The sequence below is a fragment of the Kitasatospora sp. NPDC089509 genome (assembly GCF_044749365.1).
Taxonomy (GTDB): Bacteria; Actinomycetota; Actinomycetes; order Streptomycetales; family Streptomycetaceae; genus Kitasatospora.
The window spans coordinates 58994-75017 of the sequence record NZ_JBIVHS010000039.1 but is presented as its reverse complement, the minus strand read 5'-3'; the positions used below and the strand labels follow the sequence as shown (position 1 = coordinate 75017).

16 protein-coding genes are annotated in these 16024 nt (G+C 73.9%); 10 read left to right on the top strand and 6 right to left on the bottom strand.

Annotated elements, in window-relative coordinates:
• Nucleotides 1–416: 416 nt before the first annotated feature.
• Complete coding sequence (locus tag ACIP4P_RS42670) at nucleotides 417–1646, top strand: oxygenase MpaB family protein (protein WP_400929159.1); 1230 nt, start codon at nucleotides 417–419, stop codon at nucleotides 1644–1646.
• Between the two features lie 218 nt (nucleotides 1647–1864).
• Entirely contained in the window at nucleotides 1865–2779 is a 915-nt protein-coding gene (locus tag ACIP4P_RS42665) for a YhjD/YihY/BrkB family envelope integrity protein (RefSeq protein WP_400929156.1), read from the top strand.
• A gap of 31 nt (nucleotides 2780–2810) precedes the next feature.
• Here the strand turns inward: ACIP4P_RS42665 and ACIP4P_RS42660 are convergent, their stop codons facing one another.
• The gene (locus tag ACIP4P_RS42660; RefSeq protein ID WP_400929153.1) at nucleotides 2811–4175 is read right to left on the bottom strand and encodes a hypothetical protein; all 1365 of its coding nucleotides are present in this window, start codon (nucleotides 4173–4175) and stop codon (nucleotides 2811–2813) included.
• A 311-nt stretch (nucleotides 4176–4486) separates the two neighbouring features.
• Between ACIP4P_RS42660 and ACIP4P_RS42655 the strand changes: the two genes are divergently transcribed.
• Entirely contained in the window at nucleotides 4487–5827 is a 1341-nt protein-coding gene (locus ACIP4P_RS42655; protein WP_400929150.1) for a chloride channel protein, read from the top strand.
• Nucleotides 5828–5914: 87 nt separating this feature from the next.
• On the opposite strand, the gene ACIP4P_RS42650 is transcribed toward ACIP4P_RS42655, so the two are convergent.
• Genes ACIP4P_RS42650 through ACIP4P_RS42640 form a run of 3 tightly spaced genes read right to left on the bottom strand, consistent with a single transcriptional unit; the run spans nucleotide 5915 to nucleotide 8921 of the window.
• Complete coding sequence (locus ACIP4P_RS42650) at nucleotides 5915–6505, bottom strand: cation transporter (protein ID WP_400929147.1); 591 nt, start codon at nucleotides 6503–6505, stop codon at nucleotides 5915–5917.
• 26 nt (nucleotides 6506–6531) lie between these two features.
• Nucleotides 6532–6939 carry a (2Fe-2S) ferredoxin domain-containing protein gene (locus tag ACIP4P_RS42645; protein WP_400929144.1) on the bottom strand — a complete coding sequence of 136 codons (408 nt, stop codon included), beginning with the start codon at nucleotides 6937–6939 and terminating at the stop codon, nucleotides 6532–6534.
• Complete coding sequence (locus ACIP4P_RS42640; RefSeq protein WP_400929141.1) at nucleotides 6936–8921, bottom strand: heavy metal translocating P-type ATPase; 1986 nt, start codon at nucleotides 8919–8921, stop codon at nucleotides 6936–6938. The genes ACIP4P_RS42645 and ACIP4P_RS42640 overlap by 4 nt, the downstream gene beginning before the upstream one ends.
• A 158-nt stretch (nucleotides 8922–9079) precedes the next feature.
• Between ACIP4P_RS42640 and ACIP4P_RS42635 the strand changes: the two genes are divergently transcribed.
• The 4 genes from ACIP4P_RS42635 to ACIP4P_RS42620 all read left to right on the top strand — a co-directional run bounded on the left by ACIP4P_RS42635 (nucleotide 9080) and on the right by ACIP4P_RS42620 (nucleotide 11896).
• On the top strand, nucleotides 9080–9469 hold the full coding sequence (locus ACIP4P_RS42635) for an ArsR/SmtB family transcription factor (RefSeq protein ID WP_400929138.1): 390 nt from the start codon (nucleotides 9080–9082) through the stop codon (nucleotides 9467–9469).
• A 133-nt stretch (nucleotides 9470–9602) separates the two neighbouring features.
• A complete protein-coding gene (locus ACIP4P_RS42630; RefSeq protein WP_400929135.1) occupies nucleotides 9603–10298 on the top strand; it encodes a VC0807 family protein in 696 nt (231 codons plus the stop codon).
• Between the two features lie 135 nt (nucleotides 10299–10433).
• Nucleotides 10434–11015 carry a papain-like cysteine protease family protein gene (locus ACIP4P_RS42625; protein ID WP_400929132.1) on the top strand — a complete coding sequence of 194 codons (582 nt, stop codon included), beginning with the start codon at nucleotides 10434–10436 and terminating at the stop codon, nucleotides 11013–11015.
• A gap of 11 nt (nucleotides 11016–11026) precedes the next feature.
• Entirely contained in the window at nucleotides 11027–11896 is an 870-nt protein-coding gene (locus ACIP4P_RS42620) for a hypothetical protein (RefSeq protein ID WP_400929129.1), read from the top strand.
• A gap of 70 nt (nucleotides 11897–11966) precedes the next feature.
• On the opposite strand, the gene ACIP4P_RS42615 is transcribed toward ACIP4P_RS42620, so the two are convergent.
• Complete coding sequence (locus ACIP4P_RS42615; protein ID WP_400929127.1) at nucleotides 11967–12344, bottom strand: winged helix-turn-helix transcriptional regulator; 378 nt, start codon at nucleotides 12342–12344, stop codon at nucleotides 11967–11969.
• A 140-nt stretch (nucleotides 12345–12484) separates the two neighbouring features.
• On the opposite strand from ACIP4P_RS42615, the gene ACIP4P_RS42610 reads away from it, so the two are divergent.
• From ACIP4P_RS42610 to ACIP4P_RS42600, 3 genes are all read left to right on the top strand, one after another.
• On the top strand, nucleotides 12485–13453 hold the full coding sequence (locus ACIP4P_RS42610; RefSeq protein WP_400929124.1) for an NADP-dependent oxidoreductase: 969 nt from the start codon (nucleotides 12485–12487) through the stop codon (nucleotides 13451–13453).
• Between the two features lie 206 nt (nucleotides 13454–13659).
• Nucleotides 13660–14460, top strand: coding sequence for a hypothetical protein (locus ACIP4P_RS42605; RefSeq protein ID WP_400929121.1), 801 nt, complete (start codon nucleotides 13660–13662; stop codon nucleotides 14458–14460).
• A gap of 151 nt (nucleotides 14461–14611) precedes the next feature.
• Nucleotides 14612–15265 (top strand): methyltransferase domain-containing protein, encoded by a 654-nt coding sequence (locus ACIP4P_RS42600; protein WP_350518559.1) that lies wholly within the window; start codon nucleotides 14612–14614, stop codon nucleotides 15263–15265.
• Here ACIP4P_RS42600 and ACIP4P_RS42595 read toward each other — a convergent pair.
• Entirely contained in the window at nucleotides 15244–16014 is a 771-nt protein-coding gene (locus ACIP4P_RS42595) for a helix-turn-helix domain-containing protein (protein WP_400929118.1), read from the bottom strand. The two genes, ACIP4P_RS42600 and ACIP4P_RS42595, sit on opposite strands and share 22 nt — an antisense overlap.
• Nucleotides 16015–16024: the final 10 nt, after the last annotated feature.

Here is a 16024-nt window from a genome sequence, read left to right as displayed (position 1 = left end):
GGCCGCGGTGACGTTGGCGGCTGCGGCGAGCTCTGCCGGCGGGGCGAAACGCCGCTCCTCCTTGAGCAGGTTGGCCAGGCTCTCGTTGCTCAACGACTTTCTCCTCTTGCTTCCCACCGGTCCGGACGGCGCCGGGCGGTCTTTGGTGCTGACGTGGCGGCCGGCGGACCGGGCGTCGCTGCCGGCGGGTAACGGGTAGCCCCGCCGGGCCGGTCGGCCCGGTCCGGGCCGCTCACAGGTCGATCATCGCGCCCGCCGGTATACGTCTGATCAACGCGCGTCCACCCGCCTGGCCCGGCGGGTTCCGCGGGCGCGGCGGCGGACCGTCCATCCCGCGTTGACGCCGGGTCATCATCCGGGTGATCACCGAGTTGATCACCGGGATCGTGGTCGATCGGCCACGCACCATGGGCCTCATGGACCAATCCCTCACCAGGCGAACCACACTGGCCGCCGCCCTCGCCGCAGGTGCCGCCGCCGCCCTGCCGTCCGCCGATCCCGCCCAGGCGGCGGAGCACCGAAGCCCCGCCGCGGCCCCCGGAGCCGACCCGACCTGGGTGCTGCCCGGAGACCGGGCGGCACTGGAGGGAGACCCGGAGGCCGACGCGGTCGTCGACCAGCTGGTGCGCGACGACCAGATGGTGCTGGCCAACCAGGTCTTCCACGACTGGACCCGCAACGACCAGCCGGTGCCGGCCGCGGCGCCGCCGGTGCTGGAGGACTTCCTGCGGCGCAACTCCGTGCTGACCGCGGAGGAGCAGGCGGTCATGGACCGGGTCAGGAACGGCGACTCCATCAAGCTCATGCAGGGCAACATGGAGGCCATCACGGTGACCGAGGCCTTCGGCGGCCTCTTCGCCGCACTCGCCGACCCGCTGTTGGCCAAGTCGGTCTGGTACGCCAAGTACGACCTCGTGATGGACATCGGCCGACGCTTCTCCCGCACCATGAACACCCTCTGGGACACCCTCGACGGCGCCAACTGGGAACCGTCGGGCAACGCCTGGATCACCATGGCCAAACTGCGCCTGGTGCACGCGGCGGCCCGGCACATGGGGCTGGCGCACGGGTGGAACCAGGCCCGGGACGGGATGCCGATCAGCCAGCGCCTGGAGGTGGAGGAGCTCATGTACGTGGGCGCCTACAACGTCCAGCTCGCGGCCAAGTTCGACTTCCGGCCCGATCCGCGGCAGATCGACGAGCTGATGGCCGTGGTGCGGGTCGGCGGCCGGCTGCTGGGCATCAAGGACGCCTACAACCCCAGGACCCTCGAACAGGCCAACCTGGTCCTCGCCGACGCGGCCGCCAACCACCGGGCCCGCTCGGACGAGGGCGTCAAGCTGGCGCGCAACATGCTGGACTGGATGGACCGGAAGATCTTCCCCGGCGCCGGGGCCGTCGGCGCGTCGATGGTGCGGATGATGGACGAGCACGTCGCCGACGTGCTGGAGATCAGTGCCAATCCGGCGATGGACACCCCGGTCGCCACGCTCGCCCCCTTCCTGTACCGGCCCGCCTACGAGGTCCAGCAGAAGTTCCCGCTGCTGGCCCCGATCCACTCGCAGATGTTCAAGGTGGCCTCGCAGATGGTCGCCTGGTACGCCGTGGACTTCCGCGACTACGACCTCCAGATGCCCGTCCGCTGACCCCCGGCCTCCGTCGGCCCGATCGGCCGGCGGAGGCCGCGGCCCCTCGGCTTCGGTGGGCTCGGAGGGCTCCGGGTGAAACCGCTTCCCGCCCCCGCCTGCACCGTGCGGGTGAAGTCTGTTTCCCGTACGTCCGCGGCGGTTAGCGCTAAGTCGCGAATCCGCCGGGCCGGACGACGAGAGAGGGCGGGACGGCGCTGGTCACCCGAGAGAGCCTGTTGCGTGCCCTGACCTTCTGGCTGCGGCCCGCCTTCGCGCTGCGCGTGGTCGGCCGGTTCCAGCGGCTCGTAGGTTTCGACCGGTCGATGGCGCTGGCCTCCAGCGGCTTCTCGGCCGTGGTTCCGCTGTTGATCGTCTCCGGCGTCGTCCTGGCCCGGCTCGGTTCGAAGGACACCGCGCACCGCATCATCGACCGGTACCACCTCACCGGGGGCGGCGCGGAGGCCGTGCGGTACGTCTTCTCGCCGAGCGGCGACGTGAGCGCCGGGGTGGGCGTGTTCGGGCTGCTGTTCCTGGCGGTGTCGCTGCTGAGCTTCTCGCGGGCCGTCCAGCGGCTGTTCGAACAGGTCTGGGAGCTGCCGCCGTTGAGCGTCCGCAACACGCTGAACGGCCTGCGATGGATCGCCGGGCTGCTCGGCTACCTCACCGTCACCGCGTGGTTCACCGCCGTTCTGGGGCAGGGACGACCGCCCCTGGGCGGGGCGGTCGCCCAGGCTCCGCTGACCGCGCTCTTCCTGGTCTGGAGCGGCCGGGTCCTGTCGGCGCGTCGGGTCGGCCTGCGGGAGCTGCTTCCGTTCGGGCTGGTCGCGGCGGTGGTGGAGGCCGCGTACTCGGTGGGCGCCACCGTCTATCTGCCCCGCCTGTTCAATTCGTCGGCCGCCCAGTACGGCGCGATGGGCGCGGTCTTCGCCCTGGTCTCCGCACTCTTCGGCGTGATGTTCGTCCTGGTCGGATCGGCGGCGGTCGGCCGGGAGGTGCGGGACGAGCTGGACCGCCTCGCCCGGGGGGAGCGCCCGGCCGACGACGAGGTCCGCCGGGAGTGGGACCAGGTGATCGCCCAGGCACGGCTGAAGTGGCAGAGCGCCCGGGAGCAGCTGGCGGCCCACCACCGGCCCCGAAGGCCCAGGCGCTGAACCGGGCCCTGCCTGGCGCCTGGCCCGGTGCCTAGCCCGGAGCGGGCCGGGAGCCGGGGGCGCCCGGGGACGTGGTGTGCCCGGCAGGTCCTGGACCGGGCGCGAGGAACTCCCGGACGCCGAAGGCGATCAGGACCACGACGGCGAACCAGAACACCGTCATCGCCGTGGGGTGCGCCCAGAACACGAAGACCAGCGAGGCGACCAGCAGGATCGCCGCCCCGATCGCGTGCTTGAAGCGACGGACGAACGACTCGACGGGACCGGCCCGGAAGCCGATCCGATCGGCTGCCTGCCGTACGCCGCCCATCCCGGTGCCGCACGCCGTGCGGACGAAGGTCGCGGCCTTGGACGGTCCGATGAAGAAGGCGCCGAGCGCCACCAGGACCGCGAGCACGCCGACCGTCCGCACGGCCATCCGCAGGAAGCGCGCCAAGGCGTCGTAGACCGTGCCGACCGCTCCCGCGTCGACGCCGGGCGGGAGCTGGTCGAGGAAGTAGCCGCGGAAGACCGTGAGCGCGGCACCCAGCACCAGCATGGCCGCCGTCACCCCCACGGCGGCCCAGGCCAGGGCCCGTCTGCGGTCACGCGCGAGCAGCACCCCGGCCGCCGCCACCGCCACCGTGAGGAGCGGCATCCAGTTGCCGAGGATCTGCAGCAGCCGGAACCAGGTCTTGATCTTCCCGATCGACTCCGAGGAGTAGACGGTGAACGACGTGTGGACGGCCGGGATCCTCGCCGCCGGTCCGAGCCCGGCCGCCACCAGCTCGGTCTTGACCTGCTCGATGACCGGTGCGAGGTCGATGGTGACCTGGTTGTCGGCCAGCGACACGGCTCCGCCGCCCTGCCCGGTCAGCGCCTTCACCATCGAGGCGTGTGCCGCGCGGATCCCGTCGGTCCAGACCGTCGCGAAGGCCGAGCTGGCCACCACCCGGTGGACGGTCGAGCCGACCAGGCTGGAGAGCCCGCCGCCGATCGGTCCGCTCAGCGAGCCGATCAGGTTGGCGGCGACCGGGGGCACGCCCGCCTGGGCGGCGGCCTGGGAGAGCTGTCCGACCAGGGACGGCACGTCGATCTGCTGGAGCACGACGGTGGTGACCCGGTTGGTCACGGCGTCCTGCACCGTCGGTTCGCTCGCCAACGGCGCCATGGTGGCGACGAAGCGGTTGGTGTCGGTCACCTCGTCCCGCGCCCACACGGCCACCACCGCCAGCAGCGCGAGCACCGAGGCGATCACGATCAGCGCCGCCGAGCCGGCCGCCCGCGCCCGGTGGTGCTCCGGCCGGCCCGGCGCACCCCCGGCCTCCAACGCGGCGATCCGCCGCCGCAGGTCCGCCAGCTCCGGGGACCTCCCGGGCTCCGGTTCCGGCCCGGCCCCGCCGTCCGATGGCGACATCAGGTGCTCCGTTCTCGCCGTGCCGTTGGTCGGTCCAGCCAATCCCGGGGCAGGAGGGGCGGCGACAGGTGCTCATCCGTTCGGATGCGTGCCGCCGACGCCGACGTGGGGGGAGGGGAGGGCGGGAGGGGCCCGCCTGCCCCGCACGATCCGTCTGCGGCCGCGCCGGGCCGTCGTTCCCCGGGACCGGCCGGACGGACCCTGGGCGGGCTCCCCGGGCGTCACTCCGGTGGCGGTGGTCGTAAGGCCGGGACGGCCCCGGCGATGGAACCCTGGGACCGGAACCGGGCGGACACCCAGGGAGGCGGGCCATGGCCGAGGAGCAGACCTCCGCCGAGACGGTCCGGCTCCACGTCCTCCTGCGCGACCGCGGGTACCGGCGGCTCCTGCTGGTGTCCGGACTGGTCGGCATCCCGGTGTCGCTGGCCGCCTTCGGGTTCGTCAGCCTGGCGCACGCGCTGGAGCACGGAGTCTGGGAGGCCCTGCCGCAGGCCCTCGGCTGGTCCCGGGCCCCCTGGTGGTGGCCGCTGCCCACCCTGCTGGTCTGCGGGACCCTGGTCGCCCTGGCCGTCACCCGGCTGCCCGGCCGCGGCGGCCACGTCCCGGTCGGCGGCCTGGACGCGACCCCGACCAGGCCGCGCGACCTGCCCGGCATCGTCCTGGCCGCGCTCGCCTCGCTCGGCCTCGGCGCGGTGCTCGGCCCCGAGGCACCGCTGATGGCGCTGGGCAGCGGGCTGGCCCTGCTCGCCGTGCGGCCCGCCCGGCGGGAGCAGAACCCGCGGCTCGCGCCGGTCCTGGGCGCGGCGGGCTCCGCGGCCGCGATCTCCACCGTCTTCGGCAACCCGCTGGTCGCCGCGGTGCTGCTGATCGAGGCGGCCGGTATCGGGGGACCGCAACTCTTCCTGCTGATGCTGCCCTGTCTGCTCGCCAGCGGTGTCGGCGCGCTGGTCTTCACCGGGTTCGGCCGGTGGTCCGGGTTCGGCATCGGGGCGCTCAACCTGCCGGCCGTGCCGCCGGACCGGCCGCCCGCCCCGGGCGACTTCCTGTGGGGGATCCCGCTCGCCGCCGTGATCGCCTGCGGCGTGGTCGCCGCGACCCGACTGGGCCGGGTCGTGGCCGACCGCGCCGCCCGGCACACCGCCGCGACGACGATCGCCGCCGCGCTCGCCGTGGGGGCCTGCGCGGGCGGCTACGCACTGGCCACCGGCCGCTCCCCGGAGGAGGTCGCGCTCTCCGGCCAGGCGACGCTGGCGCACCTGGCGGCGGATCCCGGATCCTGGCCGGTCTCCGCGCTGTTGCTGCTGGTGGTGTTCAAGGGCGTGGCCTGGGGTCTGTCGCTCGGGAGTCTGCGCGGGGGTCCGGTCTTCCCGGCGCTGCTGATCGGTCCCGCGCTCGCCACCGCGCTGGCCGGAGTGCCCGGTTTCGCGCCCGCCCCGGCACTCGCCGTCGGCATGGCGGCCGCGGGCGCCGCCGTGCTCCGGCTGCCGGTCTCGGCCGCCGTCCTGGCCTCCCTCCTGCTCGGCCGGGACGCCGCCGACCAGCTCCCGCTGGTGGTGATCGCCGCCGTGGTCGCCTTCGCCGTCGGCGAGGTGCTGCGGGCCCGGGGGCTCCCCGCCGCCGAACCCGGGGAACGGTCCGGGACCGGGCCGTGACGCCTTCGCTGTCCAGGGCCGGACGAGGTCAGCGGCCGCCGGATCGGCAGGGGCTGAGCGTTCCCCCGGAGGGGCGAGCCGAGGCCGTCAGTGCAGGCCGGAGCGGATCTCCTTGGCCTCGCGCACGGCGTAGTGGACGAGGACGTATCCGGCGGCCGGGTCCGCCCACCACAGGCCGGCCAGCGAGTTGAGCACCAGTCCGACCAGGACGGCGGCGGCGAGCAGGCCGTCGACCAGGGTGACCCGGCCCTCGGTCCGGAGCACCGGGTTGTCGAGGGCGGCCCCGGTGCGGGCCTTGCCGGCGGCGAGCGCGGACATCACCAGGGCGGTCACCGCCGTCCAGCCGATCCCGAGCGGGGAGTGGTGCGGGCGGAAGCCGGTGGCGAGCACCCAGGTGGACTGCACCAGGAGGTAGCCGGCGAGCACGGCGAAGGCGGCGCCGATCAGTTTCAGGGCCCGGCGCTGCCGGTCCTCGCCGGTGCCGGACAGCTCCCAGATCACCACGGCGGAGGCGCCGATCTCGATCAGGGAGTCCAGGCCGAAGCCGGCGAGCGCGACCGAGTGTGCCGCCCAGGCGGCGACCGCCAGCACGGTGAGGCCGATGACGTTCCAGCCGAGGGTGGCGTACTCCAGGGCGAAGCCGCGTCTGAGCAGGGCGGCGCGGTCGGTGGTGGTCATGGTGGTGGATCCTCGTACGGGGGCGGTCAGTCGGGCAGCTGTTGGCGGATCCGCCGGGACGGGGTGAAGGCGTAGAGGTCGAGGACGCCGGGCGGGTCGGCGAGGCCGGGGCCGCCGGCCTCGACCCAGGCGGTGATGTCGCGGGCGGCGTCGGCGTCGTTGACCAGGCCGAGCCAGACCGGACGGCCGCCGGCCCGTCGGCCCTCGGCGGAGGGCTGGACGACGATCACGTTGGCCTGCTCGCAGGAGTCCAGGCAGGTGGTGGGTCTGACCTCGGCGACCCGGGCCAGCGAGGCGCGCAGGTCGACCAGTTGGGCGGCGTGGTCCAGGCCGGGGACCTTGGGGGTGCCGCAGCAGCAGCCCCGGCAGACGGTGACGGTGCAGCGGGCCGCCCCCTGGGCGGGGACGGTGGCCCGGTGGCTGCGGCGGCTCATCGGCGGCCCTCGGCGGAGGCCTTGGTCCAGGCGGCTTCGCGCAGCAGGCGCAGGCCGTTGAGGCCGACGATGACGGTGGAGCCTTCGTGGCCGAGGACGCCGAGCGGCAGCGGGAGGGTGGCGACCAGGTCCCACACCGCGAGGGCGGTGATGAACACCGAGGCGATGACGAGGTTCTGCACGACGAAGCCACGGGCGCGGCGGGAGAGCGCCACGACGGCGGGGACGGTGGCGAGTTCGTCGCGGACGACGACGGCGTCGGCGGTCTCCAGGGCGAGGTCGGAGCCGGCCCGGCCCATCGCGATGCCGGTGTGGGCGGCGGCCAGGGCGGGGGCGTCGTTGACGCCGTCGCCGAGGACCAGGACCTTGCGGCCGGCGGCTTCTTGTTCCTTGACGGCGGTGACCTTGTCCTGGGGCAGCAGCCCGGCGCGGACGTCGGTGATGCCGACCTCGGCGGCCAGGCGGGCGGCGGCCCGCGGGTTGTCGCCGGTGAGCAGCACCGGCGCCGTGCCGGTCAGGGCGGCGAGCGCGGTGACGGTGGCGGCGGCGTCCGGGCGCAGGCGGTCGGCGATGCCGAGCAGCCCGACCGGGACGCCGTCCAGGGTGACCAGGACGGCGGTGCGGCCGTCCTGCTCCAACTCGGTGGCGACGGTGGTGGCGAGGGTGGCCTCGTCGGTGTCGTCCAGCAGCCGGGTGGGGGCGCCGACCGTGACGGCCCGGCCGTCGACGGTCGCGGTGACGCCGACGCCCGGGGTGGAGGTGAAGTCCTCGGCCTCGGCGAGGGACAGCGCGTGGGTGCGGGCGGCGTCGACGACGGCGCGGGCGAGCGGGTGCTCGCTGGGGTGCTCGGCGGCTGCGGCCAGGGCCAGCAGCTCGTCCTCGGTGAGGTCGGAGCCGGGCAGGGGGCGGATGTCGGTGACCCGGGGGGTGCCCTCGGTCAGGGTGCCGGTCTTGTCCAGGGCGACGGCGTCGATCTGTCCGAGGCGTTCCATGACGACGGCGGACTTGACCAGGACGCCGTGGCGGCCGGCGTTGGCGATGGCGGAGAGCAGCGGCGGCATGGTGGCGAGGACGACGGCGCACGGGGAGGCGACGATCATGAAGGTCATGGCCCGCAGCAGCGAGCCGGTGAACGCCGCGCCGAGGGCGAGCGGGACGGCGAACACCGCGAGCGTGGCGATGACCATGCCGATCGAGTAGCGCTGCTCGACCTTCTCGATGAACAGCTGGGTCGGCGCCTTGGTCTCGGAGGCCTCCTCGACCATTGCGACGATCCGGGCGATCACCGAGTCGGAGGCGTCCCGTTCCACCCGGACGCGCAGCGCGCCGGTGCCGTTCAGGGTGCCGGCGAAGACCTCGTCGCCGGCCGCCTTCGGCACGGGGAGCGGTTCGCCGGTGATGGTGGCCTGGTCGACCTCGCTCGCGCCGTCCAGCACCCGTCCGTCGGCGCCGACGCGTTCGCCGGGCCGCACCAACACCGTGTCGCCGACGGCCAGTTCGGCGGTCGGCAGGCTCTGCTCGGTACCGTCGTCCAGCAGTCGGGTGGCGGTGGCCGGGGCGAGGTCGAGCAGCCCGCGCACCGAGTCGGCGGTCCGGGCGGTGGCGAGGGCCTCCAGTGCGCCGGAGGTGGCGAAGATGACGATCAGCAGCGCGCCGTCCATCACCTGGCCGACGGCGGCGGCGCCGAGCGCGGCGACGATCATCAGCAGGTCGACGTCGAGGGTCTTCTCCTTGAGGGCCTGGAGTCCGGCCCAGGCGGGCTCCCACCCGCCGGTCGCGTACGCGAGGGCGTACAGCGGGCCCCAGGCCCAGGCCGGGGCACCGGTGAGCTGGAGCGGCAGCGCGATCAGGAACAGCACGGTCGCGGCGGCGGCCCAGCGCGCCTCGGGGAGGGCGAGCACCCGGGTGCGGCGGCGCGGGGCGGTGCCGGCGGACGCGGCCGCCGATCCGGGCGCGGGGCGTTCGATCAGGGTGGAGGACATGACGGGCAGGACCCTTCGGGCAGGCCGGAACAGGGCAGGGCGGCGCGAGGCAGAGCGGCGCCGGGGCAGGACAGGGCGGAGCGGCGCCGGGCTGGCGACCCGCTCACCATACAGGATCATATGAACAGGCCTTCATGTATAGGTTGTACGATGAACCCATGGGTCATGGAGCCGCCGCCGCGAAGAACGCCGTCCCGCACACGCGCCTGGACGCCATCAGCGCCGCCCGGGTGGCCACCACCCTGCAGGCCCTGGCCACCCCCTCCCGTCTGCTGATCCTCTCCCGTCTGCGCGAAGGCCCGTGCGCCGCCACCGAGTTGGCGAACGAGGTGGGCCTGGAGCAGTCGGCCTGCTCCCACCAGCTGCGACTGCTGCGCAACCTCGGCCTGGTCGTCGGCCGGCGCCAGGGGCGCTCGGTCGTCTACGCGCTCTACGACAACCACGTCGCCGAGTTGCTCGACCAGGCCGTCTACCACATCGAGCACCTGCGCCTGGGCCTGAGCGACGCCGCGGACGACGCCGAGCCCGTCCTCGCCCGGGAGGGCTGAGCCGGACGCTCGCCCGGTGGGGCTGCGTCCGGCATCCCACCGGGGGGGGTGGAGGGCGCGGGCGGGGAATCTCCACCCGGTGCTCCGCCCCCGGGTCGATCCCGCCGTGGGGGCCGCTCCGTAGCGTCGAGGCATGACCACTCACCAGAGCACCCAATCGGCTCCGGCGAAGGTACGCCGGACGTCCCGTCCCGAAACCGTTCCCTCCGCGCGGGCCAGGAAGATCGGCCTCGCCTACGACATCGGGCTGTCGCCCGCCACCTTCTACGGCTGCCAGGCGGCCGGCTATCCGGTCTCCGTCTCGCTGCTGGCCGCCACCGGGGTGGCCGGGGCCCGGCTGCTGTGGAACATCGTCCGAAACCGGCGGATGGACGCCGTGACCGGGCTGGTGCTCGCCACCTACGTCCTCGGGCTGGCCATCGCCCTGCCGGCCCACGACGAGCGGCTGCTGCTGCTCCGCGACCCGGCCACCAGCGCCCTGGCCGGCCTGGTGTTCCTGGCCAGTTGCGGCACCCGCACCCCGGCCATGGCCTACCTGGCCCGGCGGCTGCCGGACCCGCTCCCGGCGACCCCGGCGGTGCGGCGCAGCCGGCTGCTGACGACCGCGCTCTGGGGGGCCGGGCTGCTGGCCGAGGCGCTGGTGCGGGTGGTGCTGGTGTTCACGCTGCCGGTGACGGTGGTGAGCGGTCTCTCGACGGTGGTCGAGGTCGTGGTGGTGACGGGCCTGGTGCTGTGGACGCGGCGCTACCGGCGGCGGATGCGGGCCGCGTTCGAGGCCGACGCCCTCAGCGGGACGGCCGGAGTGCCGGTCCCGGAAGCGGGTCGCTGACCATCGGCGGGCCGGCGCCTGCTGGCCCGTACGGGTGGAGTTCCTTCGTGTACTCTCTGTGATCGAATCGTCTCGTGTTGTCATGGCTCTGCGAAATCCCCGGTACTCATCGCACTCGTGCGGGAAGGCAGACCCATGGGCAGATCCAGACCCAGATCCAGATCCAGAGTCGCGAGCACGGCGGCGGCCGTCGCCCTGACGGCCTCGGCCCTGCTCACCGCGGCAGCGGGCCAGGCCCGCGCCGAGGCGGGGCAGGACACCATCACCATGCTGAAGCAGGAGAAGTCCCAGTGGTGTTGGGTGGCCTCCGGGCTGACCATCGCCCAGTTCCAGGGCTTCGGCAGTACGCAGACGGACTTCTGCAGCCGGGCCCAGCCCGCCGGTGGCTGCAACAACCAGCCCGCCACGCTCGGGGACATGGCCAAGGGTTGGAGCAGTCTCGGCATGACCCACACCGGCACGGGCCTGAACAGCGCGGCTACGTTCAACCAGGTCTACACCGACATCAAGGCGTCCCGGCCGATCGGAGCCCGGATCGGCTGGACGTCCGGCGGCGGCCACATGAACGTGGTCTACGGCTTCGACACCGTCAAGAACACCATCGCCGTCGGCGATCCCTGGCCGGACACCACCACCTACACCTGGTGGAACTACAGCGACTACGTCAGCAACAGCTCGTTCAAGTGGACCCACTCCCGGATCGGCATCTCAGGATGAGGCGACGCGGCATGCACGACACCCGCACGACCGGCGGGCGGACGGTCGCCCGCCGCTTCCGTCCGGCCACCGTCCTGGCGGCCGGAGCCGCCGCGCTGCTGACCCTGGCCGGCCCCGCCCACGCGGCCCCGGCCAAGGATCCGGTCCCGGCGGACATCCCGGACTACCAGGCCGCGCTCGACCTGGTGAAGTCCACCGACGTCCGCAACGCCGTCTGCCGCTTCCTCGGCGTCCCGCTGCCGCAGGGGAACGGGGCCGGGACGGCGCAGCCGATCCCGGACAGTGCCGACCCGTGCCAGGGCATTCCGGCGTTCACCGTCAACGACCCGCTGGCCCTGAACGAGATCACCCCCGGTTTCGTCGCCGGGACGGCCCCGCCCCTTCCCTCCTCGGCGATCCAACTGAGCCATCTGGTCTCCGCGTTGAACGCCCCGGTGAACGGGCGCAACGCCACCGTGATGCTCGCCCCCAGCCAGGGTGGCGGCTGGCACCTGGCCGCCGTGCGCGACGGGGACGGCGACGCCGTGTACGCCGGAAAGGCCACCCCGGGGACGCTGGTGTTCAGCGAGCCGCAGATCCGCGGCTGGTACCAGCTCAGCCTCACCACCGTCCAGCCGCTCAACGACCAGGCGCGGCAAGGCCTGAACGGCCAGGACTCGGTCTCGCTGAGCGACTACCAGAAGCTGGTCAAGGCCCGCTACGCGGACAAGCTGCCCGGCTCGTCGTACGACACCGCCGGGATGTCCAGCGGCTTCGGCGGCGGGGAGCGGCTGGCGGCGGCCTCGTCCTCGACGCCCGCGCTGGTCGGCGGTGCGGGTGCGGCGGTCGCGTTCGCAGGCGCCGTCCTCGTGCTCCGCCGTCGGCGACGCGCGGCCGACTGAACCCGGAGCCCGTCCGCCCCGGATCCCGGCTCGGTGCCGGGAGTCGGGGCGGACGCCGGGTGCACGACGGTCAGCTCGCGACCGGCTCCGCGCGGACCGCCTGGTCCAGGTTCTGCTCCACCCAGCTGCGCAGGTGGTTGAGCGGGACGGCGGCGCTGCGGCCGAGCTCGGTGAGGGCGTACTCGACGTGCAGCGGGACGGCCGGGTAGACGGTGCGGTCGAGGAAGCCGTACTCCTCCAGGCGGCGCAGGGTCTGGGTGAGCACCTTGGGGCTGACGCCCTGGAGCTTGCGCTGGAGCTCGCCGAAGCGGCGCGGGCCGTCCTCCAGGGCGCCGATGGCGAGCGCGGACCACTTGTTGGCGAGCAGGTCGAGCAGCGGGCGGCAGCGGCACTGGGCGGCGTAGACGTCGTGCTCCCCGTGCTGCCCGCTCGGGCAGGTCATGGCCATGCTGGCACTCCTCACCTCGTCACTTCCCAAAGGGAAGTAGTAGACCTTGATGGTAACCACTCCCCGGGGGATAGCGTCGCCGACGTCAAGGGGAGGGCCGCGGACGGCCCTCCCGGGAACCTCGCTTGAGGAGTTTGCAGATGTCCGGAGAGACGATGCGCGCGGTGGTCCAGGACGGCTTCGGCGGGACGGAGCTGCTGCGGGTCGCGCAGGTGGCGCGGCCGGTGCCGCTGCCCACCGAGGTGCTGGTGCGGGTACACGCCGCCGGAGTCAACCCGGTGGACTGGAAGACCCGTACCGGTTCCGGCATGGCCGACCTGATCGGCGAGCCGCCGTTCACCCTCGGCTGGGACGTGTCCGGGGTGGTGGAGGAGGTCGGCTTCGGGGTGACCGTCCTGAAGCCCGGCGACGAGGTCTACGGCATGCCGCGGTTCCCGCACGCCGCCAACGCCTACGCCGAGTACGTCACCGCCCCCGCCCGGCAGTTCGCCCGCAAGCCCGCGACCCTCGACCACGCGCACGCCGCCGCCGTGCCGCTGGCCGCGCTGACGGCCTGGCAGGCCGTGAACGACGCCGCCCACGTCACGGCCGGGCAGCGCGTCCTGATCACCGCCGCGGCCGGCGGCGTCGGCCATTTCGCGGTCCAGTTCGCCCGGATCCTGGGCGCCCACGTCATCGCCGTCGCGAGCGCCGGCCGGCACGGCTGGCTCAAGGAACTCGGCGCCGAGGAGGTGGTCGACTACACCACCACCCGCTTCGAGGAGGCCGTCACCGGGGTCGACGTCGTCCTCGAACTGGTCGGCGACGACCACGACGACACCAGCACCCGCGCGCTGAAGGTGCTCCGCCCCGACGGCCTGCTGGTCGCCGTCCCGGCCGGGGTCTCCCCGGAGCTGGCGGCGGCCGCCGAGGCGGCGGGCGTGCGGGTGACGCCGTTCCTGGTCGAGCCGGACGGCGCCGCGCTGACCACGATCGCCGGGCTGATCGACGAGGGCGAGGTGGTCGTGGAGGTCGAGCGGACCTTCCCGCTGGAGCGGGTCGCCGAGGCCCACGCCCACGGCGAGACCGGGCGCGTCCGGGGCAAGCTCGCCCTGACGGTCACCGACTGAGCGTGCTCGGAGGCGGCGCCGACGCCTGAAGTCGGCGCCGCCATGGGGTCGTTCGCCACCGTTCCGCGGCGTCGGCGGCGCGAGTGTTGAGCGCGCGTCAATTATTCGCAGCAGAACCATGGCGGCGGCGCCGGTGCTGCCACTAGTCTCGCGTCGGCCTTGCCCGTCCCGTCGGAAGCGAGTCGCGCATGATCCCCGTGAAGCCCGTGAAGCCCTTCACGTCCCTGAAGTCCGCCACCGCCTGGTTGGTGCGCCTGTTCTCCGCACTCACCCTGGTCGCCGGCGGTGTCGTCCTCTTCGCCGGCACCGCCCAGGCCGCCACCATATGCGGCAACGTCCCGGTCCCGCCCGGCTATGTGATCACCTCCGAGTCACTCACCGGCAGCTGTACCGGCGGCTATCTGACCGAGACCATCCAGCCGCCGTCCAACGGGCTCGCCATCTGCCTGAACGGCCCGGTACCGAGCGGCTACGCCGTCACCTCCATCTACAGCACCAACAGCTGCAGCCAGTACCAGACCGGCCGGATCAACACCGTCACCAACGGCATGCGGATCTGCGGGAACTCCAACGGGTCACTGCCGGCCGACTACGTGATCACCAGCGAGGGACCGGACAGCACCTGCTCCCAGTGGTACGGGGAGACGGTCAACATCGCGAGCAACGGCATCGCGGTCTGCGGCAACTCGCCGATCCCGGCGAACTACGTGATCACCTCCAGCTACCAGAACGCCGCCTGCGGCATCTACCTCGGCGCCCGGATCAACACCGCCTCCGACGGCATGACCTTCTGCGGCAACTCCCCGATCCCGTCGAACTACGTGATCACCGCGAACTTCCAGGTCGGCAGCTGCGGCCAGTACCTGGGCGGGCGTCTGAACGTGGCCTACAACGGCATCATCGCCTGCGCCGACTCCCCGACCCCGCCCGGCTACTGGGTCTCCGCCACCGGCATCCAGTCCGCCGCCTGCGGTCCCTACCAGGCTGAGCGTCTGAACAACGCCTGATCCGGATCCGCCCCGACGCCCGGCCCGCCGCTGCCCGACCCTGTCCGCAGCGGCGAGCCGGTTCGGTGAGCGGGCCGGCTCGGTGATGGGGCCGGTGCGGCGAGCGAATCGTTCAAGACGCCGCGCCGCCCCCCGCCCGACACTGGCCCGCATGACCGATCGCGCCTTCACCCCCGCCGCCGGCCGGCTCGCCCCGCTGCGCCTCTACGATCCCATCGTCGCCCTCACCCGCGAACGCCTGTGGCGCAGCCTGCTCGCCATGCACGTGGCCCCCCGCCCGGACGACGTGATCGTCGATGTCGGCTGCGGCACCGGCTCGTTGGCGGTCCTGCTCGGCCGGGTCGAGCCACGCGCCCGGGTCATCGGCGTCGACCCCGACCCCGGCACCCTCGAACTCGCCCGCCGCAAGGCGGCCGCCGCGGGCACGGACCCCGAGTGGCGGGTCGGCATGGGCGACGCCGTCGCCGAACTCGTCGGCGCCGAGGCCGCCGACACCGTCGTGTCCAGCCTCGTCCTGCACCAGTGCCCGGTCCCCATGAAGCAGGCCGTCCTCGCCTCCATGCACGCGGCGCTGCGCCCCGGCGGGAAGCTGGTGATCGCCGACTACGGGCGCCAGCGCACGGCGGCCATGCGGTTGGCGTTCCGCATCGTGCAGTTCGCGGACGGCAAGGAAGACACCCAGCCCAACGCCGACGGCATCCTGCCCCGGCTGATCGCCGAGGCCGGGTTCCACGGCGTGCGCGAGGCCGAGACCGTCTCGACGGTCACCGGCTCGCTGTCGCTCTACGTCGCCCGTCGCGAGTAGACCGGGTGCGGCGGGACCGGGTGCGGGCGACGGTCCACCCGGGCCGGGGCGCGCAGCGCCGGCAGCACCTCCGACGGCGTGAGCCCCGTCATCTCCCGCATCTGGCGGCTGAAGTGCGCCTGGTCCGCGAAGCCGCCCGCCAAGGCGGCCTCGGCGAGCGTGCACCCCTCGCCCAGCGCCTCGGCCGCGCGGGCCAGCCGCCGCCAGATCCGCCAGCGGGCCAGCGGCACCCCCAACTGCCGCCGGGCCAGGGCCCGCAGGCGCTGCGGTGAGAGTCCCACCCGGGCGGCCAGCGCCGGCAGCGCGACCGGGTGGTCGGTCGGCGCGACCGGGTGGTCCGTCAGTGCCTCCAGCGCCGCCCACAGCCGGGCGTCCACCTCGGCCGAGGGCAGCATCCCGGCCGGCCGGAGGGCCTCCTCGGTGAGGTCCCGCCACTGGGGTGCCACGGTGACGCCGTCACCGCAGTCGGCGCGCAGCCGGTCCGCGAACGCGCAGTGCGGATCGACGAAGAACGCCAGCACCCGCCGGGCCGGCGCCATCCGGTGCCACACCATCGGCGGCACCACCACCGCCGGGCCCCGGTGGCGGGCCCCGGCTCCGTCCGCGACCGTCACCTCGCCGCCCGCCACCGCGACGGCGACCTGGAACGCGGCGTGCCGGTGCGGGACGCTGTCCGCCAACGGCCCCCGGTACAGCGCGTATCCCGCGCCCACGACGAAGCGCGGCCCGGCCGCCTCCCACTGCCCCATCCGTCCGATG

Bases quoted from the DNA above. Each gene is read 5' to 3' on its own strand.
- ACIP4P_RS42670 (WP_400929159.1), top strand. From the start codon at position 417: ATGGACCAATCCCTCACCAGGCGAACCACACTGGCCGCCGCCCTCGCC.
- ACIP4P_RS42660 (WP_400929153.1), bottom strand. From the start codon at position 4,175: ATGTCGCCATCGGACGGCGGGGCCGGGCCGGAACCGGAGCCCGGGAGG.
- ACIP4P_RS42655 (WP_400929150.1), top strand. From the start codon at position 4,487: ATGGCCGAGGAGCAGACCTCCGCCGAGACGGTCCGGCTCCACGTCCTC.
- ACIP4P_RS42650 (WP_400929147.1), bottom strand. From the start codon at position 6,505: ATGACCACCACCGACCGCGCCGCCCTGCTCAGACGCGGCTTCGCCCTG.
- ACIP4P_RS42645 (WP_400929144.1), bottom strand. From the start codon at position 6,939: ATGAGCCGCCGCAGCCACCGGGCCACCGTCCCCGCCCAGGGGGCGGCC.
- ACIP4P_RS42640 (WP_400929141.1), bottom strand. From the start codon at position 8,921: ATGTCCTCCACCCTGATCGAACGCCCCGCGCCCGGATCGGCGGCCGCG.
- ACIP4P_RS42635 (WP_400929138.1), top strand. From the start codon at position 9,080: ATGGGTCATGGAGCCGCCGCCGCGAAGAACGCCGTCCCGCACACGCGC.
- ACIP4P_RS42630 (WP_400929135.1), top strand. From the start codon at position 9,603: ATGACCACTCACCAGAGCACCCAATCGGCTCCGGCGAAGGTACGCCGG.
- ACIP4P_RS42625 (WP_400929132.1), top strand. From the start codon at position 10,434: ATGGGCAGATCCAGACCCAGATCCAGATCCAGAGTCGCGAGCACGGCG.
- ACIP4P_RS42620 (WP_400929129.1), top strand. From the start codon at position 11,027: ATGCACGACACCCGCACGACCGGCGGGCGGACGGTCGCCCGCCGCTTC.
- ACIP4P_RS42615 (WP_400929127.1), bottom strand. From the start codon at position 12,344: ATGGCCATGACCTGCCCGAGCGGGCAGCACGGGGAGCACGACGTCTAC.
- ACIP4P_RS42610 (WP_400929124.1), top strand. From the start codon at position 12,485: ATGTCCGGAGAGACGATGCGCGCGGTGGTCCAGGACGGCTTCGGCGGG.
- ACIP4P_RS42600 (WP_350518559.1), top strand. From the start codon at position 14,612: ATGACCGATCGCGCCTTCACCCCCGCCGCCGGCCGGCTCGCCCCGCTG.
- ACIP4P_RS42595 (WP_400929118.1), bottom strand. From the start codon at position 16,014: ATGGGGCAGTGGGAGGCGGCCGGGCCGCGCTTCGTCGTGGGCGCGGGA.